General features: G+C 40.5%; 11 protein-coding genes. All 11 read right to left on the bottom strand.

Going from position 1 to position 15,140, the window contains the following annotated elements; all coding sequences use genetic code 11:
- Positions 1–10: 10 nt before the first annotated feature.
- Positions 11–1,222 carry an argininosuccinate synthase gene (locus LC090_RS11015; protein WP_226658039.1) on the bottom strand — a complete coding sequence of 404 codons (1,212 nt, stop codon included), beginning with the start codon at positions 1,220–1,222 and terminating at the stop codon, positions 11–13.
- 70 nt (positions 1,223–1,292) lie between these two features.
- Positions 1,293–2,261 carry an ornithine carbamoyltransferase gene (gene argF, locus LC090_RS11020; protein ID WP_226658040.1) on the bottom strand — a complete coding sequence of 323 codons (969 nt, stop codon included), beginning with the start codon at positions 2,259–2,261 and terminating at the stop codon, positions 1,293–1,295.
- Between the two features lie 4 nt (positions 2,262–2,265).
- Complete coding sequence (gene carB / locus LC090_RS11025) at positions 2,266–5,466, bottom strand: carbamoyl-phosphate synthase (glutamine-hydrolyzing) large subunit (RefSeq protein WP_226658041.1); 3,201 nt, start codon at positions 5,464–5,466, stop codon at positions 2,266–2,268.
- A complete protein-coding gene (locus LC090_RS11030) occupies positions 5,453–6,526 on the bottom strand; it encodes a carbamoyl phosphate synthase small subunit (RefSeq protein ID WP_226658043.1) in 1,074 nt (357 codons plus the stop codon). The genes carB and LC090_RS11030 overlap by 14 nt, the downstream gene beginning before the upstream one ends.
- Complete coding sequence (locus LC090_RS11035; protein ID WP_226658045.1) at positions 6,523–7,695, bottom strand: acetylornithine transaminase; 1,173 nt, start codon at positions 7,693–7,695, stop codon at positions 6,523–6,525. Before LC090_RS11035 ends, LC090_RS11030 begins: the two co-directional genes overlap by 4 nt.
- Positions 7,682–8,518 (bottom strand): acetylglutamate kinase, encoded by an 837-nt coding sequence (argB, locus tag LC090_RS11040; protein WP_226658047.1) that lies wholly within the window; start codon positions 8,516–8,518, stop codon positions 7,682–7,684. The genes LC090_RS11035 and argB overlap by 14 nt, the downstream gene beginning before the upstream one ends.
- The gene (gene argJ / locus LC090_RS11045; RefSeq protein ID WP_226658049.1) at positions 8,481–9,713 is read right to left on the bottom strand and encodes a bifunctional ornithine acetyltransferase/N-acetylglutamate synthase; all 1,233 of its coding nucleotides are present in this window, start codon (positions 9,711–9,713) and stop codon (positions 8,481–8,483) included. Before argJ ends, argB begins: the two co-directional genes overlap by 38 nt.
- 27 nt (positions 9,714–9,740) lie before the next feature.
- Positions 9,741–10,778 carry an N-acetyl-gamma-glutamyl-phosphate reductase gene (gene argC, locus LC090_RS11050; protein WP_226658051.1) on the bottom strand — a complete coding sequence of 346 codons (1,038 nt, stop codon included), beginning with the start codon at positions 10,776–10,778 and terminating at the stop codon, positions 9,741–9,743.
- Between the two features lie 208 nt (positions 10,779–10,986).
- Complete coding sequence (locus tag LC090_RS11055) at positions 10,987–13,131, bottom strand: DNA topoisomerase III (protein WP_226658054.1); 2,145 nt, start codon at positions 13,129–13,131, stop codon at positions 10,987–10,989.
- Between the two features lie 71 nt (positions 13,132–13,202).
- Positions 13,203–14,231 (bottom strand): ABC transporter permease subunit, encoded by a 1,029-nt coding sequence (locus LC090_RS11060; protein WP_226658056.1) that lies wholly within the window; start codon positions 14,229–14,231, stop codon positions 13,203–13,205.
- Complete coding sequence (locus LC090_RS11065) at positions 14,228–15,055, bottom strand: ABC transporter permease subunit (RefSeq protein WP_226658058.1); 828 nt, start codon at positions 15,053–15,055, stop codon at positions 14,228–14,230. The genes LC090_RS11060 and LC090_RS11065 overlap by 4 nt, the downstream gene beginning before the upstream one ends.
- Positions 15,056–15,140 lie beyond the last annotated feature (85 nt).

A 15,140-nucleotide genomic window follows, 5' to 3' on the forward strand; every position in this document is an offset into this window, starting at 1 on the left:
TAACATCTCCTTATTGAGTTACTTTTTGTTTCTTATGCACTTCCGCATTCACTTTTGTAGGTAATCCCCATAGTTTAATGAATCCAACCGCAGCGTCATGATCAAAGAGATCACCTTTAAGATATGTTGCAAGTTGTTCGTTATAGAGAGAGTTCTCTGATTTACGTCCAACTACTGTGTTTGACCCTTTGTGTAATTTAAGACGAATCTTACCACTTACTACTTTCTGGGTTTCGTTAATGAACCCTTCAAGCGCCTGACGAAGTGGTGAATACCATAAACCATCATAGATCAGTTTGGAAAGCTGCTGATCAATCGTCGTTTTGAACTGTGATACTTCACGAGTATGTGTTAGAAATTCTAATTCTTTATGAGCGTTAATCAAAATGAGCGCGCCTGGATTTTCATATACTTCTCTTGATTTAATCCCAACGAGACGATTTTCAATATGATCAATACGTCCAATACCGTGGACGCCGCCGATTTCATTTAACTTTTCAATAAGATCAACTAGCCCCATCTTTTGGCCATTAAGTGCTGTTGGGCACCCTTCTTCAAAATCAATTTCAATGTATTCCGGCTCATCAGGTGTTAGGTGAATTGGTGCTGTCCAATCGAATGCTGCTTCTGGAGCCTCAGCCCACGGATCTTCAAGTACACCAGCTTCACATGCACGCCCCCAAATGTTGGCATCAATTGAAAATGGATTATCAAGTTTAACTGGAACCGGGATCCCTTTTTCTTGTGCGTAAGCAATCTGTTCATCACGCGTCATTCCCCATTCACGAACAGGAGCGATCACTTTCAAGTCCGGATTCAACGCTTGAATCGATACTTCAAAGCGAACCTGATCATTTCCTTTTCCTGTACATCCATGTGCCACAGCCGTAGCTCCTTCACGTTCAGCCGCTTCAACTAGAAGCTTTGAAATGAGGGGACGTGACAATGCTGAGGATAGCGGGTATTTCCCTTCGTATAATGCATTTGCTTTTAATGCTGGTAAAAGATAGTTTTCAGCAAGAAGTTCTTTTGCTTCAATCATATAAGCTTTTGAGGCACCCACATTCAGCGCCTTTTCCTTGATCGTCTCAAGATCTTTCCCTTCACCTACATCAAGTCCAAGGGCAATAACCTCGTATCCATATTTTTCTTCTAACCATTTTATCGAAATGGAGGTATCGAGACCTCCGGAATAAGCAAGAATGATTTTCTCTTTTGCCATGTCATCCACTCCTTATCTTTGTATTAATATCTATGATAACGTATATTTATTCAAATTGCACGAAAAAAATTTAACTTTTTAATAAAAGTTTCAAAAGTGCCTTTTGAGCGTGGAGACGATTCTCTGCTTCCTGGTATACAACTGAATGAGAACCATCGATAATTTCCGCTGTAACCTCTTCTCCTCTATGCGCTGGAAGACAATGCATAAAGATGTAGTTTTCATCAGCATTTATGCATAACTCCTCATTCACCTGATAAGGTTCGAAAACGCCCTCACGTTCAGCTTGCTCGTCTTCTTGCCCCATACTCGCCCAAACATCGGTAATAAGAACATCCGCATCCTTAGCAGCTGCGAGGGGATCAGCGGTTACTTCAATGACTGAACCATTTTCTTTTGCTACTTCGTTCGCTTTCGCTACGATCGCTTCATCTGGTTCATACCCTGCTGGACAGGCGATCGTGAAATTCATCCCCACTTTCGCTGCCCCTTCAATAAGTGAGTGAGCCACATTGTTTCCATCTCCAAAATAAGCTACTTTCAAACCATTTAAATGACCTTTATGCTCGATAATCGTTAGTAAATCAGCAAGAATTTGTGCTGGATGATGTGTATCTGTTAAGCCGTTAATAACCGGAATGGAAGAAGCTTTCGCAAAACGTTCAATCGTCTCATGGCCAAACGTTCGAATCATTACTCCGTCAAGGTACCCTGCTAACACATTAGCGGTGTCTTCAACCGTCTCACCTCTTCCAAGCTGGATATCTTTCGAACTAAGAAACAAAGCATGCCCGCCAAGCTGAAGCATCGCTACTTCAAATGACACACGCGTTCTTGTTGATGACTTTTCGAAGATCATCCCAAGCACTTTTCCCTTTAATTCTTCATGAGGAATCCCTTCCTTTTGAAGCTTTTTCAACTGTTCAGCTTCTTGCAGCAGATAATGAATCTCCTCACTGCTCAGTTCAGCGATCGTTAGAAAATCTTTCCCCTTCATTCCTTCTGCGATTTCATTTTCCGTTTTTACCGACTGCATCATTCAATCATCCTTCCTGACCGATTGGAGTTTCTTTCATTTTGTGCCAATGCGCTAGACTGTTGACTTCAAGTGTCTTGGATCCTTCTAAGATCAATAACTGAAGCGTGTCAAGATGTGTAAAACATGGAATTTTATATCGTGTGGCGAGTGCACGCATTTGAAATCCAGAACGTTCTTTTTCTCTGCCGATTGTCGGAATCGATACAACTGCGCTTAGCTCTTCTTTCATTAGTGCCTCAATTTCATCTAAATCTTTTTTAATCACGATTGATTGGATGCCTTTATCATTTAACAATTTGGCTGTTCCAGAAGTTGCGTATATTGTGACACCTTTTTCTTTAAGCTTCATTAGTACATCACAAGCAGCTTCTTTATGTTCTTCACTAATCGAACATAGTATGGAAGAAGGTAGCTTATTCGGATTCCACGTTGGTACAATCGCTTTTCTTAATGCTTCTTCCGATGTTTTCGCCATAGCAAGGACTTCTCCTGTAGACTTCATCTCTGGTCCAAGAACATGGTCAACGTTTTTTAACTTTCCATTTGAAAAGATAGGGAACTTCACGGTGTAATAAGGTTTTTCTTCTAATAATCCCGTTGATTCTAATGAGTTACTTTGCAATTGTGCTTTAATCGCCCAATCAACCATAGGAATGTTCGTTACTTTACTGATAACGGGTACAGTTCTCGAAGATCTTGGATTAATTTCAAGAACATAGATGATACCTTGATCGATGACAAATTGAATATTCATTAACCCTCGACACTCGAGCGCTTGAGATAGCTTTTCAGAATACATCGTAATCGTTTTTTTCTGCTCTTCTGTAATGGATACAGGTGGATAAATCGCTGTGCTATCTCCAGAATGAACGCCCGCTCGTTCAAGGTGCTCCATAATGCCAGGAATGGCGATTGACTCACCATCGCAAATCACATCGACTTCACATTCAATCCCTTCTACAAAACGGTCGAGAAGGAATGGCCACATTTTCTTTGAACTGCTCTGTAATTTTTGCGTATATCGTTTCAGTTCATCAATATGACGGAAGATAAACATGTTTTGTCCGCCTATCACATAGGAAGGTCTTACAATGATTGGGAACCCTAACTCTGCGGCAAGCTCCTCCATTTCATCTGGCTGATAAGCCATCTTCCCTTCAATATAAGGAATCGAAAGAGAATCCAATAATTGATAAAATTGATCTCGGTCCTCGACTTTATTAATATTCTCAACAGGTGTGCCGAGGATTGGAACTCCGCGCTCGTGCAACTCTTCCGCTAAATTAATAGCCGTTTGACCACCAAATTGTACAGCCACTCCAATAATATGCTCCTTCTCAATCACCCCTAGAACATCTTCAAGTGACAGCGGCTCGAAGTAAAGACGATCGGCAACGCTATAATCTGTGCTGACTGTTTCAGGGTTGTTGTTCATAACAATCGCACGATAGCCTAACTTCTTCACTGCCTGTGTCGCGTGAACGGAGCAATAGTCAAACTCCACACCTTGCCCGATTCGAATTGGCCCTGAACCAAGAACGAGGATGCCTGGCTCACCGATCTGCTCTATCTCATCGCTCCCTAAATACGTGGAGTAAAAATAAGGTGTGATGGCTTCAAATTCACCAGCGCACGTATCGACTTGCTTCATTCCCCTCTTGATGCCTGCTTCCTTACACATACTCATGATAGAATCAATCGTTTTTCCAGTTGCTTTCGAAATGTAGGCATCACTAACGTTTAATTGCTTAACATGAATAAGCAATTCTTCAGAAAGATCGGTTTGATTCATTACCTTTACTTCCGCTTCAACAATTCGCTTCACCTTATGAAGAAACCAGCGATCAATGGCTGTAAGTGATTGAATGTCCTCTACAGAATAACCTCTTCGAAAAGCTTCACTAATAAAAAAAAGTCTTTCATCTGTTGGCGTCATTAGCTGTTCATTTAGGTACTCTTGACTAACCTCTTCATATAACCCCGTTAACGATTGATGACCACTCTCAAGAGATCGAACAGCTTTGTTTAAAGCACCTTCAAAACTTCGATCAATGGCCATCACTTCTCCTGTTGCTTTCATCTGCGTTCCGAGTACGCGATCACCTTCAGGAAACTTATCAAATGGGAACCTCGGTATTTTAACAACTAAATAGTCAAGGGCAGGTTCAAATGCGGCATAAGTATTACCTGTAATTGGATTTGGAAGCTCATCTAATGTAAAGCCAATGGCACATTTTGCAGCCATACGTGCAATCGGATAACCAGTAGCTTTAGAAGCTAATGCAGATGAACGACTTACCCGCGGATTCACCTCAATGATGTAATAATCGTTTGATTCAGGGTTTAATCCAATTTGAATATTACAACCACCAATAACATCAATGGCGCGAATCACTTTCAACGAAACGTTTCGCAGCATCTGGTATTGGTAATCATTCAGCGTTTGAGATGGTGCAACAACAATCGAATCCCCTGTATGAATTCCAACAGGATCCATATTTTCCATGTTACAAACGATCATGCACGTATCGTTTTCGTCACGCATCACTTCATATTCGATTTCTTTCCAACCAAGCATGCTTTTTTCTATAAGCACCTGGTGAATAGGACTTAAGGAAAGGCCGCGATCAACAATTTCAAGCAAGGCGTTGTCATCAGCTGCAAATCCACCGCCTTCGCCACCCATTGTATACGCCGGGCGAACCATAATTGGATAGCCAATTTCTCGAGCGAATGTTAACGCCTCTTCCCTTGTCACGGCAATTTTCGACTCAGGTACTGGTTCGCCAATATCAAGCATGAGCTGTCTAAACTTCTCGCGATCTTCCCCATTTTGAATGGATTCAACAGATGTTCCAAGAAGTTCCACATTCAACTTTTCTAGAATCCCCTTTTCATAAAGCTCTACGACAAGATTTAAACCTGTTTGACCACCAAGTGTGCCAATGATGCCATCAGGCTTTTCTTTTTTGAGGATTTCCTCTACATAAGGAAGCGTCATTGGTTCCATATAAACATGATCCGCGATCGATGAATCCGTCATAATGGTGGCTGGATTGCTATTAATTAAAACAACCTCAATTCCCTCTTCTTTTAGCGCAAGGCACGCCTGTGTACCTGCATAATCAAATTCTGCTGCCTGACCAATGACAATAGGGCCAGATCCTAAAATGACAACTTTTTTTAACTCTTTACGTAAAGGCATAGTGCTGGTCTCCTGTTCTCGTAATCTGGGTCATAAATGCATCGAATAAAAAAGCAGTATCAGAAGGTCCCGCATGTGCTTCAGGATGGAATTGCACCGATTGAATGTTGTAATGCTGATGTTTTAACCCTTCAACGGTTCCATCATTTAAATTAACAAAAGTAAGCGCAAACCCTGTATCTTCTAAGGTCTCTTGGACGACTTCATAACCATGGTTTTGGGAGGTGATAAACACTTTCCCCGTCTCCAAATGCTTCACTGGGTGATTTGACCCCCGATGTCCAAATGGTAGCTTTCGAGTGGACGCCCCGTGTGCAAGAGCGAGAAGTTGATGACCAAGACAAATCCCGAAAGTTGGATATTTTTCACTAATAAGCCGGATCGTCTCAAAAGTTGCAGATAATGCTTCAGGATCTCCAGGACCATTGCTTAACACCACTCCGTCTGGTTGTAGGTCGACAACTTCCTCAAAAGTTGTATTAAATGGCACGATTGTTACAGCACAATCTAGAGATTGAAGAGACGTAAGAATTGATTTCTTATACCCATAGTCCATCAGCACAATATGTTGCCCTTCACCTGGATAATGTGTTTTTTCTTTTACTGAAACATTTGGAACAAATGATTTCTCTGATGTCCATTTCACATTGTTGTCAGGAAGCTCTCGCGTTATTTTCCCCTTCATTGTGCCATGATCCCGAAGTATTTTAACAAGCGCCCGAGTGTCTACACCTGTTAAAGAAGGAACTTCATTCTGTATCAGACCATTTGAAAAGGATCCTGTTGCTAAATAATGACTAGGTTCCGCACACTGCTCTCCCGTTACGACACCGTGAAGATGAAGATGTTCACTTTCACTATCAAGTTTATTTATGCCATAGTTACCGATTTGTGGATAACAAAAGACGATGATTTGCCCGGCATAAGAAGGATCCGATACAATCTCTTGATAACCAGTCATACTTGTATTGAAAACAACTTCACCAGAAGCTTCTAAAGTCCCTATTAGATCGCCTTCAAACACTGCTCCGTTTTCTAATACAAGATAGCCCTTTTTCATGCCTTATCCTCCTCTTCAGCTGACTTAAAAACGTCGGTTAGCTTCTCCAAAAATTTCTTCGCTTCCTTGGTACTCACATTAAGAGGTGGAAGAATGCGAATGACGTTAGGACCTGCACTTAAAACAAGAACGTCTTTTTCTCTAAGCTTACTAACAAAAGGCGCGGCATCCGCCACTTCAATTCCTATAAGTAAACCTAGTCCCCTCACTTCAATAATGGAATTGTGCTGCTCCGACAAACTATTTATCTCATTTATTAGCATGTCTCCCATTTCTTTTGCGTTGTTAAGTAAAGAAACGATCTCTTTTATCGTCGCAGTCGCAGCGGCAGAAGCAAGTGGGTTTCCCCCAAATGTACTTCCGTGAGTTCCTGGACCAAAGGTTGACGCTACGCTTTCCTTCGCAAGCATCGCACCAATCGGGAATCCTGAACCTAATCCTTTGGCAAGCGTCATAATATCAGGATCAAACCCATATTGCTCATGAGCAAATAGCGTACCGGTTCGGCCCATCCCAGTTTGCACTTCATCAACCACGATAAGAATATCGTTCGATTTACAAATCGACACAAGCTCCGAGATCCACTCCTGATCTGCTGGACGAACGCCCCCTTCTCCCTGGACGAGCTCTAACATGACGGCTGCTGGTTTCAGTTCCTTGATTTCTGATAAACAATCACTATCGTTGTAAGGAAAGTATTCAAAGCCAGGAAGCATAGAGCCAAATCCATCTTGAAGGTTTGGTTGAGCTGTAGCAGAAAGGGCACCTAACGTTCTTCCATGGAAGGACTTCTTAAACGTTACAATTGTTTCTTTACCACTCCATTTTCGAACGAGCTTTATCGCTGCTTCATTCGCTTCCGTACCGCTATTACAGAAGAACACCTGGTCAAAACAGCTTTTCTCTGTTAACAGCTGTGCGAGCTCCTGCTGTTTTGGGATATGGTATAAATTCGAACAATGCCAAAGGAGATCCAACTGATCTGAAACAGCTTTTTTGATCGCTTCTGGTTGATGACCGAGATTACATGTGGCAATCCCCGATGTAAAATCAAGATACTTTGTTCCGTCTTCACTATATAGGAAGCTTCCTTTACCTTTAACGGCAGTAATCGGAAGGCGATTATATGTTGGCATGATGCTTGTTTGTGACGTTTTAGTTAGTGACATTCTCAAACTCCTTTCGAACAATTCGGGTTCCTACAGGTTCATGTGCGACTGCTTTTAGCAGGGCATTCTCTTCTCGACCATCAAGAATAATGACAGAGGAGACTTTATCTGAAAGAGCGGCAATCGCTCCTTTCACTTTAGGAATCATTCCACCAATAATCGTGCCTTTTTCTATTAAACTGGTTATTTTTTGCTCATCTAACGTTCTGAAAATAACTTTTTGCCCATCAATTGCTTCATACACACCCGGAGTATCGCTAACGAGACAAATATCTGCATGCATTGCCTGAGCGACAGCTGATGCTGCTTCATCCCCATTAATGTTAAGAAGTTCGAAAGATTCATCCGTACTGATTGGTGAGATAACCGGTATGTACCCAGCTTGAGAGAGTTGTTCAATTAGTGATTTATCTACATGAATGACTTCACCAACACGGCCGAGTGATTCACTAGACTGTTTGCATGTAAATAGTTTTCCATCTACGCCACTGATACCAATGGCTTTCGCTCCTGCACGGTGGATTTTTCTCACGAGATTCTTATTCATCTTACCGCTCAGTACCATTTCAACTGTATCGACCATTTCATCCGTTGTGACACGTAGTCCGTCTACAAACGTTGTCTGAATCGATAGCTTTTCAAGCATCCTTGAGATTTCAGGACCTCCACCATGAACGAGTACGGGATGATAACCTTGTTTTTTCATAGCTACTAGGTCAAGATAAAATGAGTCTGGAAGCTGATTTAATATACTTCCACCACATTTAATGACAAAATACTTTTGATTATGTTCTGTAGGAGGCATTGATTCTGACATAGTCATAAGAAAGGTCACACCCCCATGCTGTTGCTTCTTCGTTTCCGTTATGCAGGTCAATATAAATATGAATGTTCTCGTTTTCTAAATAGGTTTTTGCCTCTTCCTCACTAAATTCCGTTGTAATCCCATAATCCACTACTTTAATTGGTCCGAGTGATATAGAAAGAGATTCTTCTTGGACAGATTCCCCACTGTAACCAATCGCACAAACAATGCGTCCCCAGTTTGCATCGGTTCCATAAATGGCAGTTTTCACCAAACTAGAACCGACTACTGATTTTGCAATTGCTTTCGCACCGTTTTCAGTTTCCGCACCTTTTACATGAACTTCAACGAGTTTTGTAGCCCCTTCACCATCTTTAGCGATCAATTTCGCTAACTGCTGACAAACATATTCAAGCGAGCTTAAGAACAATCGCCACTCAGGATGACTTTCTGATAACACTTCATTCTCCGCCTGACCATTTGCTAGAAGAAGAACCATATCATTCGTACTCGTTTCACCATCAACTGTGATCATGTTATAAGTCGTGTCAGTGACAGAGCTTAATGCGGACTGAAGAGCGTTATTTTCAACTTCTGCATCGGTCGTTACAAAAGCCAGCATCGTGGCCATGTTTGGCTTGATCATTCCTGATCCCTTTGCAGCTCCACCAATGGTAATGTCTTTTCCATCAATCTGACATGTAACGGCTACTTGTTTTGTCATTGTATCTGTCGTAACAATCGCTTCAGCAAAATCGGTGCCACTCGTTTTTTCTGCAACGTTTGGAATGTGATGAATCCCTTTGATAATGGCTTCCATGGGCAAATACTCCCCAATGACTCCGGTCGAAGTAACAGCCGTTTCTGTTTCTTTCAGCCCCATCACTGCTGCGAATTGTTTACGCATTTCATATGCGTCCTCAAGTCCTTTCTTTCCTGTAAACGCATTGGCATTTCCTGAATTAACGATCAGGCCTTGAAGTTTTCCATCGACTAAACTTTCTTTTGTCACTTTTAACGGTGGTGCCTGGAAAGTATTCATTGTAAACACCCCTGCAGCATTTGCAGGTACAACGGATTTAATCCAGCCAAGATCCTTACGCTTTCGTTTTAAACCTGCATGAAACCCACCAGCTTCAAATCCTTTAGGAGAAGTAACTGTGCCATCTTTTACGATTGAAAAAAGTTCCTCACTTACAGTCGATGTTGCCAAAGCATTCAACCCTTTCGTTTAGTAGATTTATGGAAATACTGGAGATAAACTAAGACCTGCTGTTTCAGGATAGCCAAATCGTAGATTCATATTTTGTACCGCTTGACCAGCGGCACCTTTCATTAAATTGTCAATCACCGAGATAATCGTTAAGCGATTCGTTCTCGGATCAACTGAAAGGCCAATATCACAGTAGTTAGATCCGGAAACACCTTTTGTTGAGGGCCATTTCCCTGCAGGCATCACGCGGATAAAAGGATGATTTTCATATATCGTTTGGTAAAGATCAATCACTTCTGTTTCTGATAAATCATGAGATAGATTGACATACATGCTGCACATCATCCCTCTTGTTAGTGGGACGAGGTGAGTAGAGAACGATACATTTACATCTTTACCAATTTGATTCGTTATGACTTGTTCTATTTCAGGAATATGTTGATGTTTGCCAAGTTTATAGGCTGATACATTTTCATTAACTTCAGAGTAATGGGCTGTAAGACTCGTTTTACGACCTGCGCCTGAAAGTCCCGATTTTCCATCAATGATTAAAGACGATGGATCAGCCCACCCTTTTTGAATGATTGGGAGAAGTCCAAGTAGTGTTGCCGTCGGGTAACATCCAGGATTAGCAATTAAGTTTGCGGATTTAATGTCATCTGAATAATATTCCGATAATCCATATACCGCTTTTGTTAAAGCTCCTTCCGGTGGAGATGAATGGTTATACCATTTTTCGTATAAATCCCCATTCTTTAATCGGAAGTCTCCGGATAAATCGATCATCGGAACACCCTTATTTAACAATGAAGGAACAGATTGACTGCTAACGCCAGCTGGTGTTGCGAAGAAGATAACATCTGACTCATCAGCAAGCTCCTCTGCATCAAGCGCTTCAAACTGACTTACTTGTATATTCGTGAGATGTGGGAATACATCATGAACATTCGTTCCAGCGTTAGATGGAGATACAATTGTATTAATTTCTACTTCAGGGTGACTAAGCAATAAGCGAATTAATTCAAGGCCGCTATATCCGCTAGCACCGACTATACTTGCTTTCACTATTTCCACTCCTTCTTTCTTTGCTTATTGAATGATTATACATATATAAGTATATATATACAATAGGTTTTTTATTATTTTTTTAAATTTATGAATTTGTCATAACGTATTAACAAAAGCAACTTGTTTATCTTCCCAAAAAACGAGTGTGTGAGGTGAGAAAATTAGTTCAAAAAAAAGCACGCCCGTATAAGAGGCATGCTTAAAGTTACTTCTTTTCAAATTCAAATGTTAGTTTTTTCTCATCCGCGCTCCATACAAGCGCGGCATCAAACGACCCTTTTTTACTTTTCAACCCTTTGATTACATTAGATTTTCCTTCAGTTAGAATTTTTTTAGCGTTCGTTTGCGATATTGGTTTTCCAAGAATTCGTTTTGAGATCGTAAATGGGCATTTTGTTTTTGTGTAACTACTACATCCGAATAATTTGCCTTTATCAAGAACATCGGAGCCACAAATTGGGCAGGTACCAACTTTTTTCCCTAGTGATTTTCTCGAAGGCTGTGCTTCTATCTTTACATCTTTTAAATCCCATGAAGCTGAAGATTCGACCGCATCGGAAGTAAGCTTAGCAGCAAGTTTTTTCACGGATTCCATAAACGCTTGTGGAGATGCCTCACCACTTCCAATCTGTTTAAGCCGCTGCTCCCATTTCGCTGTCATTTCAGGACTTGATAGAACAGCGTCCCCTATTGAATCAATCAACAAAATACCCTTATCTGTAGCAAATACCTGATTTTTAACAACATTAATGTACTTGCGATCTTTCAGCATCGTAATGATTCCCGCTCGAGTCGCTTCGGTTCCAAGTCCTTCTGTATCCTTTAATATCTTTTCGAGTGATTCATCATCCAAATGTTTACCGGCAGTCTTCATCATCGTAATAAGCTGCCCTTCCGTAAATCGCTTAGGCGGCTGTGTTTTACCTTCTGTTACTTCTGCAGATACAACTTTCCCTTTCTCATTCTGCTCAATTGGTGGTAATTCTTCATCTTTTTGGGTCGATGGAATGATTCTTTGCCAGCCTTCCTGAATCCGCACCTGCCCTTTTGATTGAAATAAAGCTCTGTTATCTACAAGAGTGTACACAGTTGTATAATCTACGATTGATACATCTTCATGCGCGGCTAGAAGACTACGTGCAATTAAGTCATAAATCTTCGCTTCATCCCCTGATAGCTTATCTAAGTTTGGCACCTGCTCTGTTGGAATGATTGCATAGTGATCACTGACTTTTGCCGCATTAACAAACCGCTTATCAGTTACCAACGACTCCCGTTTTAAAGGAAAATAATCTTGATAGACACTCTGTTTTTGAAGCTTTGATAAGATCGAAGGAAACTCAGCCGCTTCATCCTTCGTAACAAAACTAGAATCACTTCGCGGATAGGAAATATTTCCTTTCGTATAGAGCTTTTGAGCAATGTCTAGCGTTTTTTTGGGTGAAAACTTGTAACGCTTGTTGGCAGTTGATTGAAGAGAAGATAGTTGAAACAAAAAAGGAGGTTTGTATTGCTTGCGTTCTTTCTTAACCTCATTTGCTATACAGTCTTTTTGTGCACAGAATTGAGCGATTGCCTGTGCCATTTCAGGTGATTGCAGTCTCGTTTGATCATCTCTCAACCATTTTCCAACAATCATTTTTCCATTGTAGTCAAACGTGCCCTTCACTTCCCAAAATGGCTCTGATTTGAAGTTGGTAATTTCTTTTTCTCTTTGCACAACTAATGCAAGTGTCGGTGTTTGCACCCTTCCAGCAGAAAACACGTCCTGAACGCCCTTTTGTTTGAATAGAAGCGTGTAGACGCGTGAAGCGTTAATACCGACTACCCAATCCGCGCATGATCTTGCGTAAGCTTCATAATACAAATTTCTAGTTTCATTCTCTTCGAGCAATGATTGAAAACCTTCCTTAACCGCACGCTCTGTTAATGACGATATCCATAATCGCTTCATTGGCTTTTTACATCGTGCCTGGTTTAGAATCGTACGAACGATCAATTCCCCTTCTCTCCCGGCATCTCCTGCATGAATGATGGAGCCAACTTCCTTTTTATTCACGAGTTCTTTAATGACATTAAATTGCTTCCATTTCCCTTTTGTTACCTGGTATTGAAACTGAGTTGGTATCATAGGAAGTGTTTGAAGAGACCATTTTTTCCAAGAAGATTCGTAGGTTTCAGGCGGGACAAGTTCACATAAATGTCCAACTGCCCACGTCATATATGCTCCATCAGGAAAGTCCGGATTTGGTTTTATGTAGATGTATCCTTGTTTTTTTTCCGTCGGGTAAGGCGCTGCTAGACGCGTTCCCTGATCTGGCTTTTCGGCGATAATACAAACAGCAGCCAATTGTAACATCCCTCTCTCTAAAAAATACGCTAGCCATTAGTATATCGTACATACGATCGTATCGGATAGTATTATCCTTGTTTTGATGAATGGTTTGAACCATTAAATTCAAATTGAGTTTGTTCAAGAATGACAGTTTTTGGAGGTATGCTCTTTTTTTCAACTCGTTTCTTGAAGATTTTGCGATTCGTTAATCCATAAACGATACTATTAATCGCGAGAATCGATAGAGCAAACGCGGTTACCGGAGCTAGAACCATCCATGGGAACGACTGAGCATATGGAAAGTTTTGAGCGATCAAGCCGGCCCACTCATTCGTCATTGAAAAAGATTGCGTTGTCGTCTCACCTGTTTTAAAATCAACATCCATCACCCTTACATCAGTGCCTCCAATGAAAACATTTAATAATCCCAGATGTGCGAAAATAATGAGGACTTGACCAACCTGCTGGACAAAAAGAATCAATAGCTTCGGATACAAAAAAGGGGCTAGATGTTTTCTAAAAAGATGAAAGCCAGTCCCTCCTAATATTTTTGCACTATCGATGTATTCTTTTTTAGATATGGCGTCTAATTCATTTTGTACGTAAAGTGCTAGTACAGGAATACTAATACCAATCAAAATAACCATTGGAAATAGAATTTTCGTTGAAACATCATAACTCCAGCTAAAGTTCAATACAACCGGTGCTATAAGAAGATAAGTGAAAATCGTAACGGGTGCATAGTGAAGTGTATTTGCTAGTCCACTGAACATATTTCTTAATGATGAAGGCAGGCGATAAAGGAAATAGCCAAATATAAAAGAAAAGACGATTCTAAAAAAGGCAACGGCGATAGCTAACCCAACCGTGTATTTAGCACCCTCTATCAGTTTGTATACAAAAGAAAAGCCGTCCAGATCGCTTCCGAGTGGAAATTTGAACGAAGGAGCAAACGGTGCTAACGCAATGACGTTTCCATTTTTATCGTATAACATTTTATCAGGCTGCACTTCTGAACCATAAAAGCTGTACAGAGAACTACTAACTAAAACAAGTAATAAGAAAACAATGCCAAATACAAAAGGGAAATTTCGTAGAAGTGAAGTCTTTCTCATATCGCTCCCTCCTGCTTGGCTGTCCATCGTTCAATAAACCATTCTATTACGGTAAACAGAACAAAGGCTGGCAGAAAAATCATATACAGAGAAAGCGTCACCATCTCTGTGTTCACGACTCCATGTTTATAAATGAACATCATTATACCATTAATGTCAAAAATCAACTCCAACATAAGCAGGTTTGCAAGAGCGAAGAGAAAAACTCCTTTAAAGTGATTAAATAATGAAACCATAGCATTACGAAATATATGAACAAGTAGAATCCTATACCGGTTGATTCCTTTCCCTTTTGCAAGTTCTACATAAAGCTGATTTTCCTCTTCCTCAAAAGAGAGCACCAAATATTTATAAATGTATACACCAGGAAGCAAAGATAGGATAAAAATTGGTAGAAAGATGGCTTGATCATTAAATCCAGTTGTTACATTGAAGAGAAGAAGATCCGTCTGTTTATAAACCCATATCACTCCTAGCTGGGCAAGTAAGATAACAAAAATATCAGGCAATGACTCAATTATAAAGAAAAAGCCCTTTATATAAGCTCTTGTTTGTTTTGGAAACAACATTGTTATAAATGTCAAAAGGATTCCTGCACCTATTGAGACAATTAATGAACCGACTAAATAAGACATAGAGCGTGTATAGGCAGCCCACAGAGCTGGAAATAATGGTAAATTTCTACCCCTTGTATAATATTCAAACATGTTGCCGTTAAACAAAACCTCGATAGTATGAATAAGTTGATTGACATAAGCATCAAGGTTAAATACGACTGTGTCATACAAAAAAAGTGTGTTGGATAAGTTTTTTTGATCAATCATCTCCAATATCTCAAGCTGTGACTTCATGTTAAAAAAGAGATATGGTAGGGATCCGATCAGTAGTATCCCTAGAGATGTTAATAGA

Origin of the sequence: Guptibacillus hwajinpoensis (assembly GCF_020524165.1) — a bacterium.
GTDB lineage: Bacteria > Bacillota > Bacilli > Bacillales > Guptibacillaceae > Guptibacillus > Guptibacillus hwajinpoensis_D.

Bases quoted from the DNA above. Each gene is read 5' to 3' on its own strand.
- LC090_RS11015 (WP_226658039.1), bottom strand. From the start codon at position 1,222: ATGGCAAAAGAGAAAATCATTCTTGCTTATTCCGGAGGTCTCGATACC.
- argF (WP_226658040.1), bottom strand. From the start codon at position 2,261: ATGATGCAGTCGGTAAAAACGGAAAATGAAATCGCAGAAGGAATGAAG.
- carB (WP_226658041.1), bottom strand. From the start codon at position 5,466: ATGCCTTTACGTAAAGAGTTAAAAAAAGTTGTCATTTTAGGATCTGGC.
- LC090_RS11030 (WP_226658043.1), bottom strand. From the start codon at position 6,526: ATGAAAAAGGGCTATCTTGTATTAGAAAACGGAGCAGTGTTTGAAGGC.
- LC090_RS11035 (WP_226658045.1), bottom strand. From the start codon at position 7,695: ATGTCACTAACTAAAACGTCACAAACAAGCATCATGCCAACATATAAT.
- argB (WP_226658047.1), bottom strand. From the start codon at position 8,518: ATGACTATGTCAGAATCAATGCCTCCTACAGAACATAATCAAAAGTAT.
- LC090_RS11060 (WP_226658056.1), bottom strand. From the start codon at position 14,231: ATGAGAAAGACTTCACTTCTACGAAATTTCCCTTTTGTATTTGGCATT.
- LC090_RS11065 (WP_226658058.1), bottom strand. From the start codon at position 15,055: ATGATTGATCAAAAAAACTTATCCAACACACTTTTTTTGTATGACACA.